The following is an 18,881-nucleotide window of genomic DNA, read 5'->3' on the forward strand; positions in this document are numbered from 1 at the left end:
CACCGCATCCGTTCTAATGAACACACCATGCTGACCCACCAGATTGCCAGGCTCGTCCACCTGTCGTGCCGCCACCCATGGGCGGTGCTGGGGGCGTTTGCGCTGCTGGTACTTGCATCCGGGCTTTATGTCGCGCGCCATTTCGCGATCAATACGGACGTCGGCCAGTTGATCGACGCGAATGCGCCATGGGCCCGGCGCGACGCCGCCATCGCCGCCGCGTTCCCGAACCGGGGCGACACGACGCTGGCCGTCATCCGGGCCCCCGCGCCCGAGTTCGCGGCGCAGGCGGCCCGCGAACTGGCCGTCCGCCTGCGCCGGCAGCCCGCCCTGTTCCGCGCGGTGGACCTCGGCGCGGGTGCCGATTTCTTCCGCCGCAACGGCCTGCTGTACCTCGACGCGCACGAGGTCCGCGCGCTGGCGGCGCGCCTCGTCGATGCACGGCCCCTGCTCGATGCGCTCGCGCGCGACCCGTCGCTGCGGGGTGTCGCGAACCTGCTGGCGGTCACGCTGGGCACGCCCATGCTGACGGGGCAGGTCACGCTCGCGCAGATGGCGCCGCTGCTGGCGCGCGGCGCCGCCACGGTCGAGGGCGTCCTCGCAGGACGAAACACCGCGCTGTCCTGGCAGGATCTCGCCATCCACGGTGCGGCGGCCGAACCCGGCCTCGTGGAAGTCCGTCCCGTCCTGGACTATGCCGCCCTGCTGCCCGGCGCCGCGTCCAGCGACGCGATCCGCGCGGCCGCCGCCGACCTGCGCCTGGCCGGGCGCTACGGCGCCCACGTCACGCTGACGGGGCCGGTGCCCTTGTCGGACGACGAGTTCGCCTCGCTGCAGGAAGGGTCGCCGCTCGTCGGCAGCATCCCCGTCGCCATCGTGCTGGTGCTGCTGTGGCGCGCGGTGCGTTCGACCCCGCTCGTGCTGGCACTGTGCATCACGATGCTAGGCGGCCTCGCGCTCACGGCCGCGCTCGGGCTCATGATGGTGGGTGCGCTGAACCTGATCTCCATCGCGTTCGCGATCCTGTTCGTCGGGCTCGGCATCGATTTCGGCATCCAGTTCGGCATGCGCTTCCGCGAACTGCGGCGCGTCCGGCCCGGCACCGGCACCGCCCTGCTGGCGACGGCGCGCGCGCTCGCGCTGCCGCTCACCCTCGCGGCGACGGCCACCGCGTTCGGCTTCCTCGCCTTCCTCCCCACTGCGTACCGCGGCGTGGCCGAACTGGGGCAGATCGCGGGCATCGGCATCCTGTGCGTCGCCCTGCCCGCCTGCCTCACTGTGCTGCCCGCGCTGATACGCATCGCCGATCCGCCGGCGGGGGCGCGCGCGCCCGGCTACCCGTGGCTGGCCGGCATCGACCATGCGCTGCAGACCCACCGCAAGACCGTGCTCGCGGTCACGCTGGCGCTCGTCGCGGCCGGCATTCCGCTGCTGTGGCGCCTCGAATTCGACTTCGATCCGCTGCACCTCAAGAATCCCGGCAGCGAATCGATGGCCACGCTGACGTCGCTCGCGCGCGGCACCGACATCGGACTCGACAACGTGCAGGTGCTCGCCCCGTCGCTGGCACAGGCCGCGGCCCTGGCGGCACGCCTGGAACGCCTGCCCGACGTGGCCCATGCGCTGACGGCCGCCAGCCTCGTGCCCGACCGGCAACCGGAAAAACTGGCTGCCATCGCCGCAGCCGCCGCGCGCCTGCTGCCCGTACTGGAGCGAGCGCCGATTGCACCGGCGTCGGACACGCAGCGCACGGCGGCGCTGCGCACGGCCGCGCAAGCGCTGCACAATGCGGCGCTCGATCGTCCGGGTCCCGGTGCGGCCGAGGCATCGCGGCTCGCGCGGGCGCTCGCTGCCCTGGCGCGCGCGGGGCCGGCCGCCCGCGACCGCGCCGACCAGGCGCTGGCGGGTACGCTGCGGCTCGCGCTGGACGCCCTGCGGCTGGCCCTGCGGCCGGAATCCGTCACACTGGCGAGCCTGCCCGGCGCGATGCGCCGCAACTGGATCGCGCCCGACGGCCGCGCGCTCGTCGACGTCAGTCCGACGCGGCCCACGGGGACGAGCCTCGGCGGCGACAGCCGGCTGGGCAGCTTTGCCGATGCCGTGCTGCGCATCGCGCCGGATGCGGCCGGCGGCCCGATCTCCGTGCGCCACGCGGCCGACCTCATCATCGCCGCGTTCGTGCAGGCGGCGCTGCTGGCCGTCGCCACCATCGCGCTGCTGTTATGGATCGCGTTCCGGCGCGTGGGCGACGTGCTGCTGACGATGGTGCCGCTGCTCGTGTCGAGCCTGGTCACGCTGGAGGCCTGCGTGCTGCTGCGCATCCACCTGAATTTCGCGAACATCATCGCGCTGCCGCTGCTGCTGGGCGTCGGCGTCGCCTTCAAAATCTATTACATCATGGCGTGGCGCGCCGGGCAGCCGGCCCGGCTGGAGCATCCGCTCACGCAAGCCATCGTCCTCAGCGCGGCGACCACCGGCACCGCGTTCGGCAGCCTGTGGCTGTCGCACCACCCCGGCACCGCGAGCATGGGCAAGCTGCTGGTGCTGGCGCTGGTCTGCACGTTGATCGGCGCCGTGTTCTTCCAGCCCGTCCTTCTGGGACAGCCCCGTGCCCCGGCACCTGCCGAACGAGGTCCGCCATGACCCACCCGCCGCCGCGGATCGTTGCCGCCCTGCTGCTCACGCCCTCCGTGCTCCTGTCCGGCTGCGCGACGGGCACGCAACGCGATCCGACCGATCCGCTGGAACCGCTCAACCGCGCCACGTTCCGCTTCAACGACACGCTCGACCGCCACATCGCGCAACCGGTCGCGCGCACGTACAACCGCACCGTGCCGCGCTTCGTCCGCACCGGTGTGGACAATTTTTTTTCCAACCTGGGCGATGTCCCCGTGATGCTCAACGATTTCGCCCAGTTGCGCCTGATGGACGGCATGAACGACCTGATGCGCGTGGCCGTGAATTCCACGTTCGGCCTGCTGGGCGTGCTCGACATCGCCACGCCGGCCGGCATCGCCAAGCACAACCAGGACTTCGGCCTCACGCTGGGCCATTATGGGGTGCCGGCCGGCCCCTATCTCGTGCTGCCCCTGTTCGGCCCGAGCACGTTCCGCGACGCGGCGGGCTTCGGCGTCGACCAGTACGCCTCGCCCGTCACGTACGCGAAGCCGGCCTCGCGCAATACGCTGTGGGGCGTCGACTTCGTCAGCACGCGGGCCCGTTACCTGAACGCGACCAATCTGCTGGAACAGGCCGCGCTCGACCGCTACCTGTTCGTGCGCGACGCCTACCTGGGCCGCCGCCGTACGCAGCTCGACGCGGGCAAGGAAACGCCGCTGCCGGATTACAACAAGGACGATGGCGGCAGGGAAGATGGCGAACAATAGCACCCCAGCCCCGCCCCCAGGCGCGCACGTGTCCGCAGCAGCGAACGCCGCGCCACCCACGCCTCGCCCGCCAGCGCGCACACGGAGGCGATCTGCCCCGGCGCACGAGCCAGAGCGCACAGCACGGGCCAGACCCCGCCCGCGTCCAGTCCGGCCAGCGCGGCCGCGGGCACGGTGCGCCAGGCCGGATCGAGCACGACGCGGCAGGCCGCGAACGGCAAGCCGTGGCGCCGCGCGGCCAGCGCGGCCGCATGCGTTTCCATGTCGACGACGGCGGCGCCCGCGTCACGCCACAGCGCGGCCTTGGCGGCCGGCGTGGCGAGGGGCGCGTCCGCCCCCGCGAGCAGCCCGGGACGGGCACCGGGCAGCCGGTCCAGCAATGCGCGCGACCAATCAGGGTCCGTCGCGACGAGGCCGTCCGGCGTCAGCACGGCCGTGGCGACCACGCAGTCGCCGCACGCGAGGGCCGGATCCAGGCCGCCCGCACAGCCGAAGCTGACGATGCCGGCCCAGTCGCCGGGGCCGTCCAGCATCCCGTGCAGCCGTTGCGCCACGCGCCACGGTCCAGGCCCGCACACGCTGGTGACGCCGGGCCCGTCCGCGATCGCCGCCTCGAACGGCATGCCGCAGACGACGAGCACGCCCGGCGCCGAAGGCATGGTCTACATCCCGAACGCGACCCGGCCGCTGCCGCCGGCCCGCAGGTTGCGGTAGCGGGCCAGCGCCCACAACGGAAAATACCTGGCGTAGCCGTGGTAGCGCAGGTAGAACACGCGGGGGAAGCCCGTGGCCGTGTGCTGAGGCTCGTCCCACAGGCCGTCCGCGCGCTGGTGGTCCACGAGCCAGGCGATGCCGCGCGTGACGGCCCGGGTCTCGACGGCGCCCGCCGCCATCAGGCCCAGCAGCGCCCACGCCGTCTGCGATGCCGTCGACGGCGCCCACGCGTGGCCGGTGTGGTCGAGCCGGTAGCTGTCGCCGCCTTCGCCCCAGCCGCCGTCCGGATTCTGCACGTACGCGAGCCAGCGGGCGGCGCGCGCGACAGGCGGCGCCTCCGGCGGCAGGCCGGCCGCCGCGAGGGCGCACAGCGCGCACCACGTGCCGTAGACATAGTTCACGCCCCAGCGTCCGTACCAGCTGCCATTCGCTTCCTGGCGGCGCAGCAGCCAGCCGAGCGCCCGCGCGGCCGGCGAGCGGCGCCGCGCGCAGGCGCCGGGCTCCAGCTGGGCCAGCATCGACAGGCAGCGCGCGGACACGTCGGCCGTCGGCGGATCCAGCAGCGCGCCGTGGTCGGCGAACGGGATGTGGTTCAGGTAGTCGTGGGTGTTGTCGGCTTCGAACGCGCCCCAGCCGCCGCGCCTGCCCTGCATGCCGACGATCCACTCGCGCGCGCGGGCGACAGCGTCCGCGTACCGGTCCGGCAGCGGCCGCGGTTCGAGGTGCGCGGCCCGGTGCATGGCCATTGCGACGACCGCCGTGTCGTCGACGTCGGGATAGCAGGCGTTTTCGTACTGGAACGCCCAGCCGCCGGGGCGCACGTCCGGCCGGCGCGCCGCCCAGTCGCCCGGCTGGTCGAGGATCTGCAGCGGCAGCAGCCAGTCCAGGCCCCGGCGCGCCGCGTCCAGCGCGCGCGGGGTGCCCGTCTCCAACAGCGCGTGGCACATCAGCGCCGTGTCCCACACGGGCGACAGGCACGGCTGGCAATAGGCCTCGGCGCCGTGGTCGACGAGCAGCCGGTCGATGGCACGGCGCGCGGCGGACGACTCGGGTGCATCCGGCGCCAAGCCCAGCACGTCGAGCATCTGCACGGCGTTGACCATCGCGGGGAAAATGGCGCCGAGGCCGTGCTCGCCGTTCAGGCGCGCGCGCACGAACGCGGCCGCCTGTTCCAGCGCGCGCCGGCGCAGGCGCGCGGGTAGGCGCGGCGCCAGCAGCCGCATCAGCGACTCCAGCGCGCGGAACAGCGCGAACCACATGCGGTCCTGGTGCGGCGCGCGCGGCGCCAGCCCGAGGCCGTCCGGCGGCGCGAGGAACAGTTCCGGGACGCCCACGGCGCGCGGATTGCGCGCCCGCGGCCGCAGCGCGCCCAGCACGAGCAGCGGCGTCAGCACGGTGCGGGTCCAGTACGAGACTTTCGACAGGTGAAACGGCGCCCAGCGCGGCAGCAGCGCGATCTCCACCGGCATCACCGGTACGGCCGACCACGGCACCTCGCCGAACAGCGCGAGCAGCATGCGCGTGAACACATTGCTCCGCTCGGCGCCACCGTGATCCAGGATTGCCGAACGCCCCCGCGCCATGTGCGGCGCATCCGGCGGATCGCCGATCATCTTCAGCGCGAAATACGCCTTGACGCTGGCGCTCGGGTCGAAGGCGCCGCCGTGGAACAGCGGCCAGCCGCCGTGGTCGCCCTGGCGCCGGCGCAGATACGTTCCGATCTTGCGCTCCAGGGCCGTGTCCGGCGTCTCGCCCAGGTAGTGCACCATCAGCACGTACTCGGCCGGGATCGTGACGTCCGCTTCGAGTTCGTAGACCCAGTGCCCGTCGTCGCGCTGGTCGGCGAGCACGGCCGCGAGCGCCGCATCGATGGCAGGCTCCAGGCGTGCGCGCCGGGTGAGTGTGCGCTCCGCCTCGACGGCGCCGGCCTGCGCCATGGACCGGAAGGACGAGTAGCGCATGACATCTTCCGTGGCTACCGGAGCGCGTGCCGCACCAGGATGCCGACCTTGGCCAGGCGGCCCAGCCGGACGGGCGCGCGCGGACTGCCCCAGCCGCGCGCCGCAAGCCGCACCAGCAGTGCGGCATACACCGCCCCCATCAGGCGCGGCGCCCGGGCCGCACTGCCCCGGTGGCGGCGCAGCACGAAGTCGGCCGCGGCGTAATGCCGGCGTGCCTGCGCAGCGAGGTCGGCGCACGCCCGCGGCAGCGCCGGATGCTCGGCGATGTCGTCCGCGCCGGCCGCGCACACGCGGGCTTCGACGCCGGCAGCGAGCAGCAGTTCGCGCGGCACGTAGGCGCGGCCGATGGCCGCGTCCTCGTCGATGTCGCGCAGGATGTTCGTCAGCTGCAGCGCGCGGCCCAGGTGGTGGGCGAGCAGGATGCCGTCGTCCGCCGGGAGGCCGAACACGCGCACGGACAGGCGCCCCACGGCGGCGGCCACGCGGTCGCAGTACAGGTCGAGCGTGTCGGCGGGCGGCGCGCAGATGGGGCGGTCCTGCGCATCCATCAGCATGCCGTCGATCACCGCATGGAAATCGGCGCGGGCGAGGCCGTACGCGGCGATGTGCGGCGCCAGCGCGCGCAGGCGCGGGGCCCAGGTGCCGGCGTACGCGGCGTCGACATCGGCCCGCCACCGTTCCAGCGCGGCGCGGCGTTCACGGGGCGGCGCGGGGCAGTCGGCGACGTCGTCGACGGCGCGGCAGAACGCGTAGATGCCGAACATCGCGGCACGCCGCGGCGCCGGCAGCAGGCGCATGGCCAGGCCGAACGAACTGGCCGGCGTGTGGTTAGGCACGGTGAGCGCATCCGTTTCGGGAAGCATGGGGCACCTCTCGCTAACTACTGTTCGCTACGAGCAAAGGAGCGTCGGCACGATAACGCTGGCGGATGGCAGCGGCGATGCCGGCCGCGTCGAGCCCGGCGGCGCCCAGCAGCGCGGCGGGGTCGCCGTGCTCGATGAACATGTCCGGCAGGCCGAGCATCAACAGCGGCCGCTGGATGCCGGCCGCGGCCAGCGCCTCCGCGACGGCCGCGCCCGCGCCGCCCATGACGGCGCCCTCTTCCACCGTCACGAGCTGCGCATGGTCGCGCGCCAGCGCGGCCACGAGGTCCGCGTCGAGCGGCTTCACGAACCGCATGTTGGCCACCGTCGCGCCCAGTTCCGCGCCCGCGTCGAGGCTCGGCGCCAGCATCGGGCCGAACGCGAGGATCGCGATGCCGGACCCGCGCCGGCGCACCTCGCCGCGGCCGAACGGGATGGTGTCCAGCTCGGCAGCCGGTACGGTCCCGGGGCCCGGTCCGCGCGGATACCGCACGGCGGCCGGTCCCGGATGGCGGTAGGCGGTCGTCAGCATGCGCCGGCACTCGGCCTCGTCGGACGCCGCCATCAAGACCATGTTCGGCACGCAGCGCAGGTAGGCGATATCGTAGTTGCCCGCATGCGTGGCGCCGTCCGCGCCGACGAGGCCGGCGCGGTCGAGTGCGAACGTCACATCGAGGTTCTGCCGCGCGACGTCGTGGATCAACTGGTCGTAGGCACGTTGCAGGAACGTGGAATAGATCGCGACGACGGGCTTCATCCCTTCGACGGCGAGGCCGCCCGCGAACGTCAGCGCGTGCTGCTCCGCGATGCCGACGTCCACGTAGCGGTCGGGGAAGCGCCGGGCGAAGCGCACGAGGCCGGACCCTTCGCGCATGGCGGGCGTGATGCCGACGAGGCGCGGGTCGTGCGCGGCCATGTCGCACAGCCAGTCGCCGAACACGTCCGTGTACGCCGGCCGGCCGCGGGCGCTGTCCGGCACGCCCTGCGCGGGGTCGAAGCGCCCTGTGCCGTGGTACAGCGTGGGTGCGGTCTCCGCGCGGGCATAGCCCTTGCCCTTGCGCGTGACGACGTGCAGCACCTGCGGACCGGCACGGCCCCGCGCGGCCTCCAGCGCGGGAATCAGCGCGTCGAGGTCGTGGCCATCCACCGGGCCGGCGTACGCGAATCCGAGCGCCTCGAACAGCGATGCGCCGGGGCGCACGCGGCCGGCGGCGAGATCCGACAGATGCCGGTCCAGCGCGCCCACGGCGGGCGAAATGGACATGCCGTTGTGGTTGACGACGACGAGCAGGCGCAGCGACGGATCGACGCCGGCGTTGTTCAACGCCTCGAACGCCATCCCGGCGGACAGCGCGCCGTCGCCGCAGACGGCCACGGCATGGCGGTCGTCGCCCTGCAGCTTCGCGGCCAGCGCCATGCCGAGCGCGGCGGACAATGCGGTCGACGAATGCGCCGTGCCGAAGCAGTCGTGCACGCTCTCGCAGCGGCGCGGGAAGCCCGAGAGGCCGCCCGCCTTGCGCAGGGTGTGCATCTGCGTGCGCCGGCCCGTCAACACCTTGTGGCCATAGCTCTGGTGGCCGACGTCCCACACGATGCGGTCGTGCGGCGTGGCGAACACATAGTGCAGCGCGATCGTCAGTTCCACCGTCCCCAGGTTCGACGCGAGATGGCCGCCGGTGCGCGCCACCGTGTCGAGCAGGAAGCGGCGCAACTGGCGCGCCAGCATCTCCAGGCGTGCGCGGGGCAGCGCGCGCAAGGCGGCGGGATCGTTGATTGCCTCGAGCAGGTCCATGCGGTCCTCCATGCGGCGTGCGACAGGCACCGCAGGCGACCCATTCTAGAACATCCCGGCCATCCGTTCAGGTATTCGCTTCAACCGTGCGCCAGCCGCTTCGGAGATATGGTACGCACGAAAAATCCCCAAAGAAATCAGCCTTGATGGCGGATCGCATCGAGCACGACGGCCAGGGCGCGCGACGCGTGGCGCCGGCTCGGGTAGTAAGCATGCAGGCCGGGGAATTTGGGGCAGAAGTCCGCCATCACGCTGACGAGGCGGCCGGCCTGCAGGTGCGGTACCGCCATGTCTTCGGTCATGTAGGCGAGGCCGTTGCCGGACAGCGCCGCGTTCAGCATCTGGTAGACACCGTTGAACGTGTAGCGGCCGCGCACGCGCACGTCGATGGCTGCGCCGCGCTCGACCATCTCCCACGCGTAGACGCCGCCGCCGGCGAGACGCAGGCGGATGCATTCGTGCTTCATGAGATCGTCGATGGATGCGGGCACGGGACGGTGCGCGAAGTAGTCGGGTGCGCCGACGATCATCGTCTGCGTGTCGGGCGTGAGGCGCACGGCGATCATGTCCTTCTCGACCTGGTCGCCCCAGCGCACGCCGATGTCGTAGCGTTCGGCCGCCACGTCCACCATGCGGTATTCGGAACTGATCTCCAGGTGGATGTCCGGGTACTGCGGCAGCACGGCGGCCAGGCGCGGCCACAGCACGTTGTCGATGACGTGGTCCGTGGCCGTGATGCGGACGGTGCCGGCGGGCCGGTCACCGAGCTCGCTGACGGCGGCGATCTCCGCGTCGATCTCTTCCAGCCGCGGCGCCACGTTCTGCAGCAGCCGTTCTCCGGCCTCGGTGGGCGACACGCTGCGCGTCGTGCGCGTCAGCAGCCGCACGCCCAGTCTCGCTTCCAGCGCGCGGATCGTGTGGCTGAGGGCCGACTGCGTCATGCCCAGTTTTACGGCCGCGCGCGTAAAACTGCGTTCGCGCGCGACCGCGAGGAAGACGAGGATGTCGCTGAGGTTATCGCGTGCCATGCCGCGATTCTAAACTTAAACCTGTGCGCGCGCGGCCTTGCGGGCCAGCGCCGCGGCGATGACGAGCAGCAGCGCGGCCAACCCGAACGTCGCGCGGAAGCCCCAGGCGTCGAACAGCACGCCGCCCAACGTGGCACCGAGGCCGATCGCCAGCTGGACTACGGCCACGATCAGGCCCCCGCCCGCCTCCGCATCGTCCGGCAAGGTGCGCGCGAGCCAGGTCCACCAGCCGACCGGCGCCGCCGTCGCGACGAAGCCCCATACGGCGAGCAGCACGGCGACGATGGCCGTCGACCCGCCGAACGCCACCAGCGCGCCGGCCAGCACGGCCATCACGAGCGGGATGACGGCCAGCGTGCGGTACAGGTGGTGGTCGAGGACCGCGCCGATGCACGTCGTGCCGAGGAAGCCCGCGATGCCGATCGCCAGCAACATGCCGGTCAGCGTCGTCACGCTCGCGTGCGTGACCGTTTCGAGGAACGGCCGCAGATACGTGAACAGCGCGAACTGCCCCATGAAGAACAGGCTCACGCCCGCCATGCCGTACGCGACGGCCGGGCGCTTCAGCAGTGCGAACACGCTGCCGGACCGTGCGTCCGCTGTCGCCGGCAGCGCAGGCAGGCTGACAAACTTCCACGTGAATGCCAGCGCCGCGACAGGCACGATCGCGAAGAATGCGCCGCGCCAGCCGACCAGCGCGCCGAGGAAGCTGCCGGCCGGCGCCGCGACGACGGTCGCCAGCGCGTTACCGCCGTTGACGATGGCCAGCGCGCGCGGCACGAGGCGGTCCGGCACGAGCCGCATCGCGGTCGCCGCCGACATCGACCAGAACCCGCCGATCGCCACGCCGATGCACGCCCGCCCCGCCATGAACACGGCGTAGTTCGGCGCGAATGCGGCGATGGTGCCGGACACGATCATCATCAACGTGAGGCCGAGCAGCAGCACCTTGCGGTCGAGGCGTCCGGCCAGGCGCGCGACGCACAGGCTCGTCACGAGGGCGAACGCGCCGGAGACGGCGATCGCCTGCCCGGCCTGGCCTTCGCTGATGCGCAGGTCGGAGGCGATGGGGCTCAGCAGGCTGACGGGCATGAACTCGGAAGCAACGAGCGCGAACGCGGCCAGGGCGAGCGCGAACACGGGGCCCCATGCGGCGGACGCGTCCTGCGTCGCGCCGTTCGGGAGCGGCGAGACCTGAGGCTGCATCAGGCCGCCAAAGTCGCGTTGTCGATCACGAAGCGGTACTTCACGTCGCCCTTGAGCATGCGTTCGTACGCGGCGTTGATCTCGTCGGCCCGGATCAACTCGATGTCCGCGACGATGCCGTGCTGCGCGCAGAAGTCCAGCATCTGCTGGGTTTCCGGGATCCCGCCGATCATCGAGCCGGCCAGCGCGCGGCGCTTCGTGATCAGGTTGAACACCTGCGGCGACGGGTGCGGCGTCGCGGGAGCGCCGACCAGCACCATCGTGCCGTCGCGTTTCAGCAGGTTCAGATAGGCGTCCAGGTCGTGCGGCGCGGCGACCGTGTTGACGATCAGGTCCAGGCTTTTCGCCCGCGCGGCCATCGCATCGGCATCGCGCGACACGACCACCTCGTGCGCGCCCAGCGCCTCGGCATCCGCGCGCTTCGACTCCGACGTCGTAAAGGCGACGACGTGCGCGCCCATCGCGCGGGCCAGCTTGATGCCCATGTGGCCAAGGCCGCCGATGCCGACGACGCCCACCGTCTTGCCCGGGCCCGCGTTCCAGTGGCGCAGCGGCGAGTACGTCGTGATGCCGGCGCACAGCAGCGGCGCCACGGCCGCGAGCTGCGCTTCCGGATGGCGCACGCGCAACACGTAGCGCTCGTGCACGACGATGCGCTCGGCGTAGCCGCCCAGCGTGTGGCCGGGGGCGTCCGCGGTCGTGCCGTTGTAGGTGCCGACCATGCCGTCGCAATAGTTTTCGAGGCCGTCCTCGCAGTCTGCGCAATGCCGGCAGCTGTCGACCATGCAGCCGACGCCGACCAGGTCACCTTCCTTGTAACCCTTCACGTGGGCGCCGACGGCGGAGACCCGGCCGACGATCTCGTGGCCCGGCACGCACGGGTACAGGGTGCCGGCCCACTCGGCCTTCACCGTGTGCAGGTCGGAGTGGCACACGCCGCAATAGGCGATCTCGATCTGCACGTCGTGCGGACCCGGCGCGCGGCGGGTGATGTCCAGGGATTCGAGCGGTTTGTCGGCGGCATGGGCGCCATAGGCCTTGACGGTCATGGATGATCCTTTCGTAAGGTTGTCGTTTGCATCGCAGGCCGACGATGGTAACGGCAAACCTGCCGTGTGGGACCGGCCGGGATTGCTTGACCTTATGAATGGGATTCATGAATCCGCAGCGGAATCATGTCCGCAGCGTCATTAAAGATCCTTGCGGCGGGGCGCCGGCGTCGGCAGCAGTCCCAGCATGCCCTTCAGCGCGTACAGGACCACGAGCGCGCCCAGCATGTCGCCGGCCGCCATGACGGCGAAGCCCTGCGCCAGGTCGACCTGGTCGCCATGCATCCAGAACCACAGATGGTGCATCAGCGGGCTGGCCACGCCGAACAGCGGCACGAGCAGCAGCAGGCGGCGCGACGTCAGGTTGGCCAGCGACGCCTGCATGCCCAGCACCCGCAGCGCGAACAGATACACCAGGTAGGGCGCGAGCGCCGAGCTGATGCCGCCGGCAAAGGAGCGCACGGGATCGTCCGGATACAGGTGGAAGAAGCATTCGCACCACGACCCCACCAGGACGCCGACGGCGCCGGGCAAGCCCAGCAGCAACGGGCACAGCAGCCGTGCGCCTGCCGGCAGGTAGATCCAGCCGACCCCGCGCATGAACTCGACGTTGGGGAACACCCAGTCCTGCAACCGCGCCAGCAGCAGGTAGAACACCGCCGAGCCGACGACGCTCGCGCAGGCGACACCGGCGCGGTCGGATACGCCCGGTCCAGCGTGGTTACCAGGAGTTAAACGGAATGGCATGAAGGTTTGTAGGTGATGGAGTTCGCGTGGCTATCGCATTATAATCTGCGCATGAGCAAATCGACCCGTCCCGCTGATATCTATCTGCGCTTTCTGCAACTCGCGGAAGCCTTGCGCGGGTTGCCGTCCCTGCCCTCGCTCGACCCGCTGGAAGAACGCATCCTCGGCACCGTCGCGCGCGCCATGCAGGATGGCGAACGCCTGTGCGTGCGCGACATGATGGCCAAGAAGGAACTCGGTGCACCGGCCACCGTCCACAGCCGCCTGACGTCGATGCGCGAGAAGGGCTGGATCATGCTGACCGACACCGAGGACACGAGGCGCAAGCAGGTGACGCTCACGCAGGCGGCGCTGGCGCACTTCGACAAGCTGTCGAAGTGCATGGTCAAGGCAGTCGAAAAAGCCTAAAGACGTCGTTCCCGCGCAGGCGGGAACCAAAGTTCGATGCATCGCGGCAGTGCTGGCAAGGTGGATCCCCGCCTTCGCGGGGACGACGACGTTTTAGTCCCCGGCCGTGTAGGTATAGACCCGCTTGCGCTTCTGCGCAATCGCCGGCCGGATCCGCTGCGGCGAGATCGACACGCTGGCCCCCGCCGACGCCGCGCCGCCCTTCTGCACGGCACCCAGCACGACCGACACCGCCTTGCCCCCGATCGGCACGCTGCTGGCCTTCACCGGCGACGGCGGCAGGCCGCCGCCCACGAAGATCGACGAGCGCGCGCCGCCGCACAGGCCCGGCACGTTGATGGCGCCCGAACCATTCAGCAGGTTGACCCAGTAGCCGCGCGCCTCGCCCAGCGACGTCGAGCAGCTGGCCGCGTCGGGCGGGATCGGACGGTTCGTGCTGAACGTGATCATGCCGCTCGCGATCAGCGCCGACGTCACCACCTGCTCGCCCTGCCCGTACTGGTTCAGGTCCATGAACCAGCCCTTCGTCCCCGAATTCGGCAGCACCTTCGCGGCGGCGCAGTTCGTGTTGGTCGTGTAGTCCGTCATCGCGTCCATGTCCGTCGCGGGCGTACCGGTGGCCGCCGTCAGGTCGTCCAGGTAGACGTAGAACCGGTTGGTCACGTCGGCATACGGGTATTGCGACTGCAGCGGATGCTCGCGGTCGCCGCTGCCCAGCGCCACGTAGACCTTGCCCTGGATGGCCAGCAGCGCCGGCGCGAACAGGAACTTGCGGCCGGCGCCCGCCGTGTACGCGACCTTGCGCGCGCTCCACGACTCCGACGCGAGCGGCGTGCGGCCCGCATAGCTGCCCACGAAGTCGACCCGGTAGATGCCGCCGCCCAGGTCGGCCGCATAGGCGTAGTCGGGATAGCCGTCGTTGTCGACGTCGACGAGGGCCACGTCGGCAACCACGCCGCGGTCGGTCGCGAACGAACGGATCACCGCGCCCGTGTTCGCATCCAGCACGTACACGAAGCCGCCTTTGCCGCTGCCGCAGGACGGCGACGCCGTGTCGGCGTCCTCGCAGGCATCGTAGCCGCCGCCGACGACCAGCACGGGCGTCGTCGTCGAATACCCCTTGATGAAGGCGACGTTCGGCGTCGACCACGTCTGGCCGACGCCCGACATGCCGGCCGTGCAGCCGACGTCGTCGGTCAGGTTCGGGCAACCCGCCTTCCACTTGTACGCCGGCTGGTCGGGATGGGTGACGTCCAGGCCGTACAGCATGCGCCCGCCGCGCCGCATCGCGGGGAAGATCCACACCTTCGAGTTGTCGGCATTCTGGTACAGGCCGATCGACCCGTCGAAGAAGTAATCCTTGCGCGCCGGCGCCGGCGAGATTGCGCTGCTCAGGTTCGGGTAGCTGACGAGCGGAGAATTGTCCATCAGGCGCTGCAGGCGGCCGAAGAACTCGGGCGCGACGAACGACCAGGCCTCGACGCCCGTATTCGCGTTCACCGCATGCAGCGCGCCGTCGTTGGCGCCGTAGAACACGCGCACGCCGGTGGTGCCGCCATAGTTCACCGGCAGCGGGCGCGAGTGGATCACGTCGCCGTGGATCGAGGGCCGCGTCGTCGTCGTGGCGCCCGTGCCCTTTTCGTTGTTGACGTCCGCGCCCTGGATGAAATTGACGAGGTTCGCGGCCAGGCCCGTGCTGGCCGTGTTGAACGTGGCCAGCGTGGTGCCCGACAGGGTCAGCATGTTGCGGTTGACGGCCTGGTTGCCGCTCCACGTGCCGGCCACGTTACCCTGCCTGAGGATCTCCGCCGCGCCGCCCTTCTCCACCTGCGGACCGTCCGGCAGGTCGGAATAGACGCTCACGCCATCCGGCGCGCAGGCGCCCGCCGGGTCGGGATTGATACCGAGCCCGCTCCAGTACGTGCCCGAGTCCGACGTCCAGTAGCTCGCCGCGCACGGCGTGACGAAGCCGGTCAGCGTGTTCACGGCGATCTTGCCGTTGACGTCGCCCAGCTCGATGTTGGCGCCGCTGGCGATCAGCTGGTAGCGTTTGAGGTTGCCGAACCAGCGCGGCTTCGCGTCCGGATCCGGACGGAACATGCCGATGAAGACCTGGTTCTCGTTCTGCGAGCGGTTCGTCGCGTTGACCGGGAGGCTGGTCGAGGCGAACGTCGTGTTCACGGCCTGGATCTCGATGATGATCTGGCGCAGCGCGTCGAGGATCGCCTGCTCGTTCTTGGCGGCGAAGTACTTGCCGCCGCCGGCCTTGGCCATGCTCATCAGCAGGGCCGTGTGGGTGGCGTTCGGCTGGGCGTTGTAGACGTCGATCGTGTACGTCGTCACGGGCGAGCGCACGGTCGTCGAGCCGGGGACCGGCACGCCCTTGTCGTGCAGGAGCCGCGACCATTCGTCGGCGTTGCGCGGCCCCGTGTCGGTCGACGTGGTGCCCGTCGGGACGTCGGTCAGCACGGTGTTCGTGCCGACGATGTTGTACGCGCTCGTGCCGGCCGGGCAGGATGCCAGCGTGGTGCTGGTCGGCGTGTTGTTGTACGTGCAGCTGATGTTCGTGCCCGTGCAGGACGCGGCGTAGTCCGACGTCGACGCCGGCGGCGTCGCATGGCACTGGGACGTCATGCCGAGGTTCGTGGTCGTCGTGTAGGGCGGCGTCGTCGTGTTGCTGATCGACGTGGGCGAGATCGTCTGCGTGATCGTGTACTGGCGCTTCGCGGTGGCGGTCTGCTTCACCGTCACCTGGCGATAGCCGTTGCCCTTGCAGCCGCCCGCATTGCTGGACAGCTCGCCGGAATACGTGCAGCTGCTGTTGGTTGGGCAGGACAGGCCGCCGAAGTCCGTCGTCGTGGCCGGATTCCAGTTGCCGGCCGCCGTGCCGACGCCGGTGTAGCAGCCGGCGCCCTTCCCGTCCGGGTCCTGCGCGGCGGTGGCGGTGTCCGTCGCCGTCGTCGCGGTGCCGACGGCCGCACCCACCGTGTACGCGCAGCTGTAGGTCGTCGTGGTCGTGCTGGTGCCGTTCGTGGTCGTCTGCGTGGCCGGGCACGTCAGGCCGCCGTGGTCGCCGGTGGGGACGTCGGCCGCCGTCGCGTAATAGCCGCTCGTCGTGCCGGTCGCCGTCGTGACCGTGCCCGGCACCGGCTGCCCCGGACTCGTCGTCGCCGGATGGTAGACGGATTGCGTCACGGTGTACGAGCGGCTGCCGGCCGGACAGGCGATCGGGTTCACGTTGGCCGTCGCCGCGCCGATCGAGCAGCCTTCCGTGAACGTCGAACACTGCGCCGCGTACGCGTCGGCCTCGCCGGCCGCGTCCGCGGGGTTCGCGTAGCAGGCGTTCGTGACGCCCAGGTTGCTGGTCGTCGTCGCGTTCTGCGTCGTGAAGTTCGGCAGCCCCAACTGGCTCACGGTGCTGCCGTTGAGCTGGTTGAGCAGCGCGGTGTTGGCCGAGGAGTCGCTGGCCGGGCCGCTCGCGTTCGGGTTGCCGATGAAGATCACGAAGCTCTTGCCGCACGTGTTCGCGGCCGTCAGCGGCGAGCGGAACGTGGAATACGGCGTCGTGTAGCCGGCGGCATCCGCGATGCTGGCGATGACGCCGCCCGGCGAATACGCGTCGGCGCCGGCGAAGTAGTTATAGACGTCGTACATCAGGTCGCCGTACGGCGTGTGCGAATTGCGCTTCTCGTTCGGCGAATTGATGCCGTTGTAGATGGTCGAGAGCTGGCTCGTGAAGCTCGTCTTGGCCGAGTTGTCGAGGGGGCGGATGGCGGAGCGGATGAAGCCGCCGTCGTCGTTCGCATTGCCGCCCGTGACGAATTCCATCAGGCCCAGGCTGACCGTGCTGTCCAGCGTGGTCAAGAGGTTGCTGATCGCGCGCGCTTCCGACTGGCCCTGCTGCAGTCCGCCCGGCCATTGCTGGCTCTGGCGCGCCCAGTTCGACGTGTTGTCGAGCACGATCAGGATGCGCGGGTTGATGTTGTTGCCGGCGGAGGCGCCGGTGAAGATGTCGATGTCGTCGGCGGCCGCGACGACTGGCAGGCCGGCGAGGCTCGCGCAGAGCGCCAGGGCGAGTGTGGAACGGATCATGGGCTGGCTCACGGTTGCGGGCAGTTGGTGGCGACGTCGTCGCGGGCGATGCGCACGGCGACACCCTGGACGACCTTGACGGAGGCTTGCGTCGCGTCGTCGGTGGCGACCGCGCTCACGTCCCAGACGCTGTTGTCGCAGTCGGAATTGCCGTCCGACGCACCTTCCACGCCGTGCATCTGCGAGGCGCCGACGGCGCAGCCGATGTCTTCGTCCTGGTTCAGGTCGAGGTCGGAATTCTTGATCGGCTGGACCTTCACGCAGCTGGGCGGCGGGCTGAGGGTGACCTTGATGTCGGTCTTGCCGTCGCCGTCCGTATCGACGCAGCGCTGGTTCGGCGCGCCGCACGTGTTCGACAGCGCGCTGTTCGGCGTCTGCGTGAACGTCGGCGAACTGATCGTCTCTTCCAGCACGGCGTGCGCCGCGGCCAGGGCCTGGTCGCGGCGCTGCATGTTGCCGACCACCTGCAGGTTCGAATTGCCCAGGTTGACGCTGGCCAGCGCCAGCATCGTGAGCAGCAGGAGCATGATCAGGGCGGTCACCAGCGTGATGCCCTGCTCGCGGCGCGGGGTCCTCATGGCTGTTTCCTTCCCACCGGATTAGCCAGGGTCACGAGCGTCTGGAACACGTGGCGCTTGTAGCCGTCGTTGAACGGCCCCGCCGTGCGCGCGCTGCCGTCGGCGGCCGTGCCGAGATTGTAGGTCTTCGTGTCGGTCCAGCCGGGCGTCGTGCTCGGGCTGCGCGCCAGCACGTGCAGGCGCACGGCGACCACGTTGCGCCAGTTCGAGACCGCGCACGCCGGCGCGGTGCAGCCGTTGGCGCCGGCCGGCGCGCTCGTCGTGACCCCGACGCTCCCGTCGCCATGCGTGTCGATGCCGTATTCGACCTGCAGGTCTTCCACGCCCTCCACCAGCGGCACCTTCACGAACTTCAACGTGTTGTCGACGTAGCGCAGTTCGGCGCGCTTCAACGTGGGGATGCCGTCGTCCGGCTCGTCGTTGTTGGCGACGTAATAGATATGCGTTTGGTAGCGGCGCGCGACGGCCGCCGTCGTGCAGTCGCGCCGGGTACGCAGCAGCTGGGCCGGATCGGTGTCCAGCGCATACCAGTTGGCCGGGTCGGCCGAACCCAGCTCGCCCGCGCCGCCGCACAACGACGCCTGGAACAGCGGTCCGGCCGGATCGTTGGCACTGCAGTTCGGATCCCCGTTGACGCAGGCCCGGGTATGGCGCACGACGACGAGAGCCGTGCCCGCGCGCACGTCGGACACGCACGACGGCAGCGTGTCGGCGGGGCTGAATCCCTGCACGTGCAGCGGCAGCATGGCCTTCAACGCGGCCAAGGTGGCGGCGCACGGGTCGGGAACGGCCGCCGGGTCGGGCAGCAGCGTCGGGTCGAATTCGCCGTAGAAACCGGCATTGCGCAAATCGTTCCCGAGCAGGTCGACGGCATAGCGGCCGCTCTCGATCTGGCGGTTGGCGCGCTCGATCTCGGCCTGGGCGCGGCTGTTGTGGAAGAACAGCGTGACCATGCCGACGACGATCAACAGGCCCATCGTCACCGACACGAGCAGCTCGGGCAGGGAAAAGCCGGCGGACCGGCGCTTGGGCAGAGGTGCGGCAACCATCACGTCTC

The 18,881-nt window shown here is 70.7% G+C and carries 14 protein-coding genes; 3 read left to right on the forward strand and 11 right to left on the reverse strand.

The window, feature by feature from the left end; translation table 11 throughout:
- Window positions 1-27 precede the first annotated feature (27 nt).
- Window positions 28-2,643, forward strand: coding sequence for an MMPL family transporter (locus QPK29_RS01630; protein WP_371769432.1), 2,616 nt, complete (start codon window positions 28-30; stop codon window positions 2,641-2,643).
- Complete coding sequence (locus tag QPK29_RS01635; RefSeq protein WP_371769433.1) at window positions 2,640-3,386, forward strand: MlaA family lipoprotein; 747 nt, start codon at window positions 2,640-2,642, stop codon at window positions 3,384-3,386. Before QPK29_RS01630 ends, QPK29_RS01635 begins: the two co-directional genes overlap by 4 nt.
- On the opposite strand, the gene QPK29_RS01640 is transcribed toward QPK29_RS01635, so the two are convergent.
- The 8 genes from QPK29_RS01640 to QPK29_RS01675 form a co-directional block, all read right to left on the reverse strand.
- The gene (locus QPK29_RS01640; protein ID WP_371769434.1) at window positions 3,344-4,045 is read right to left on the reverse strand and encodes a phosphorylase family protein; all 702 of its coding nucleotides are present in this window, start codon (window positions 4,043-4,045) and stop codon (window positions 3,344-3,346) included. The two genes, QPK29_RS01635 and QPK29_RS01640, sit on opposite strands and share 43 nt — an antisense overlap.
- A gap of 3 nt (window positions 4,046-4,048) precedes the next feature.
- Window positions 4,049-6,061, reverse strand: a complete 2,013-nt coding sequence (gene shc, locus QPK29_RS01645; RefSeq protein ID WP_371769435.1) for a squalene--hopene cyclase — start codon at window positions 6,059-6,061, stop codon at window positions 4,049-4,051.
- Between the two features lie 14 nt (window positions 6,062-6,075).
- Window positions 6,076-6,924, reverse strand: a complete 849-nt coding sequence (gene hpnD / locus QPK29_RS01650) for a presqualene diphosphate synthase HpnD (RefSeq protein ID WP_056124951.1) — start codon at window positions 6,922-6,924, stop codon at window positions 6,076-6,078.
- A gap of 13 nt (window positions 6,925-6,937) precedes the next feature.
- The gene (gene dxs, locus QPK29_RS01655) at window positions 6,938-8,716 is read right to left on the reverse strand and encodes a 1-deoxy-D-xylulose-5-phosphate synthase (protein WP_371769436.1); all 1,779 of its coding nucleotides are present in this window, start codon (window positions 8,714-8,716) and stop codon (window positions 6,938-6,940) included.
- A gap of 137 nt (window positions 8,717-8,853) precedes the next feature.
- On the reverse strand, window positions 8,854-9,744 hold the full coding sequence (locus QPK29_RS01660; protein WP_056124958.1) for a LysR family transcriptional regulator: 891 nt from the start codon (window positions 9,742-9,744) through the stop codon (window positions 8,854-8,856).
- A 15-nt stretch (window positions 9,745-9,759) separates the two neighbouring features.
- Window positions 9,760-10,950: an MFS transporter gene (locus QPK29_RS01665; RefSeq protein WP_056124962.1), complete on the reverse strand. Its 1,191-nt coding sequence runs from the start codon at window positions 10,948-10,950 to the stop codon at window positions 9,760-9,762.
- The gene (locus QPK29_RS01670) at window positions 10,950-11,999 is read right to left on the reverse strand and encodes an NAD(P)-dependent alcohol dehydrogenase (protein WP_371769437.1); all 1,050 of its coding nucleotides are present in this window, start codon (window positions 11,997-11,999) and stop codon (window positions 10,950-10,952) included. The genes QPK29_RS01665 and QPK29_RS01670 overlap by 1 nt, the downstream gene beginning before the upstream one ends.
- A gap of 141 nt (window positions 12,000-12,140) precedes the next feature.
- Window positions 12,141-12,746 carry a hypothetical protein gene (locus tag QPK29_RS01675; RefSeq protein ID WP_371769438.1) on the reverse strand — a complete coding sequence of 202 codons (606 nt, stop codon included), beginning with the start codon at window positions 12,744-12,746 and terminating at the stop codon, window positions 12,141-12,143.
- Window positions 12,747-12,797: 51 nt separating this feature from the next.
- On the opposite strand from QPK29_RS01675, the gene QPK29_RS01680 reads away from it, so the two are divergent.
- Window positions 12,798-13,154, forward strand: coding sequence for a hypothetical protein (locus QPK29_RS01680; RefSeq protein WP_056125203.1), 357 nt, complete (start codon window positions 12,798-12,800; stop codon window positions 13,152-13,154).
- Between the two features lie 93 nt (window positions 13,155-13,247).
- Here the strand turns inward: QPK29_RS01680 and QPK29_RS01685 are convergent, their stop codons facing one another.
- Genes QPK29_RS01685 through QPK29_RS01695 form a run of 3 tightly spaced genes read right to left on the reverse strand, consistent with a single transcriptional unit; the run spans window position 13,248 to window position 18,873 of the window.
- The gene (locus QPK29_RS01685; RefSeq protein ID WP_371769439.1) at window positions 13,248-17,246 is read right to left on the reverse strand and encodes a pilus assembly protein; all 3,999 of its coding nucleotides are present in this window, start codon (window positions 17,244-17,246) and stop codon (window positions 13,248-13,250) included.
- 8 nt (window positions 17,247-17,254) lie between these two features.
- Entirely contained in the window at window positions 17,255-17,824 is a 570-nt protein-coding gene (locus tag QPK29_RS01690; protein WP_371769440.1) for a PilX N-terminal domain-containing pilus assembly protein, read from the reverse strand.
- Entirely contained in the window at window positions 17,821-18,873 is a 1,053-nt protein-coding gene (locus tag QPK29_RS01695; protein ID WP_371769441.1) for a PilW family protein, read from the reverse strand. The genes QPK29_RS01690 and QPK29_RS01695 overlap by 4 nt, the downstream gene beginning before the upstream one ends.
- Window positions 18,874-18,881 lie beyond the last annotated feature (8 nt).

The sequence above is a fragment of the Massilia orientalis genome (genome assembly GCF_030411975.2).
Taxonomy (GTDB): Bacteria; Pseudomonadota; Gammaproteobacteria; order Burkholderiales; family Burkholderiaceae_D; genus Telluria; species Telluria orientalis.

Coding starts and splice junctions, on each gene's coding strand:
- QPK29_RS01630 (WP_371769432.1), top strand. CDS start 28: ATGCTGACCCACCAGATTGCCAGGCTCGTCCACCTGTCGTGCCGCCAC.
- QPK29_RS01635 (WP_371769433.1), top strand. CDS start 2,640: ATGACCCACCCGCCGCCGCGGATCGTTGCCGCCCTGCTGCTCACGCCC.
- QPK29_RS01640 (WP_371769434.1), bottom strand. CDS start 4,045: ATGCCTTCGGCGCCGGGCGTGCTCGTCGTCTGCGGCATGCCGTTCGAG.
- shc (WP_371769435.1), bottom strand. CDS start 6,061: ATGCGCTACTCGTCCTTCCGGTCCATGGCGCAGGCCGGCGCCGTCGAG.
- hpnD (WP_056124951.1), bottom strand. CDS start 6,924: ATGCTTCCCGAAACGGATGCGCTCACCGTGCCTAACCACACGCCGGCC.
- dxs (WP_371769436.1), bottom strand. CDS start 8,716: ATGGACCTGCTCGAGGCAATCAACGATCCCGCCGCCTTGCGCGCGCTG.
- QPK29_RS01660 (WP_056124958.1), bottom strand. CDS start 9,744: ATGGCACGCGATAACCTCAGCGACATCCTCGTCTTCCTCGCGGTCGCG.
- QPK29_RS01665 (WP_056124962.1), bottom strand. CDS start 10,950: ATGCAGCCTCAGGTCTCGCCGCTCCCGAACGGCGCGACGCAGGACGCG.
- QPK29_RS01670 (WP_371769437.1), bottom strand. CDS start 11,999: ATGACCGTCAAGGCCTATGGCGCCCATGCCGCCGACAAACCGCTCGAA.
- QPK29_RS01675 (WP_371769438.1), bottom strand. CDS start 12,746: ATGCCATTCCGTTTAACTCCTGGTAACCACGCTGGACCGGGCGTATCC.
- QPK29_RS01680 (WP_056125203.1), top strand. CDS start 12,798: ATGAGCAAATCGACCCGTCCCGCTGATATCTATCTGCGCTTTCTGCAA.
- QPK29_RS01685 (WP_371769439.1), bottom strand. CDS start 17,246: ATGATCCGTTCCACACTCGCCCTGGCGCTCTGCGCGAGCCTCGCCGGC.
- QPK29_RS01690 (WP_371769440.1), bottom strand. CDS start 17,824: ATGAGGACCCCGCGCCGCGAGCAGGGCATCACGCTGGTGACCGCCCTG.
- QPK29_RS01695 (WP_371769441.1), bottom strand. CDS start 18,873: ATGGTTGCCGCACCTCTGCCCAAGCGCCGGTCCGCCGGCTTTTCCCTG.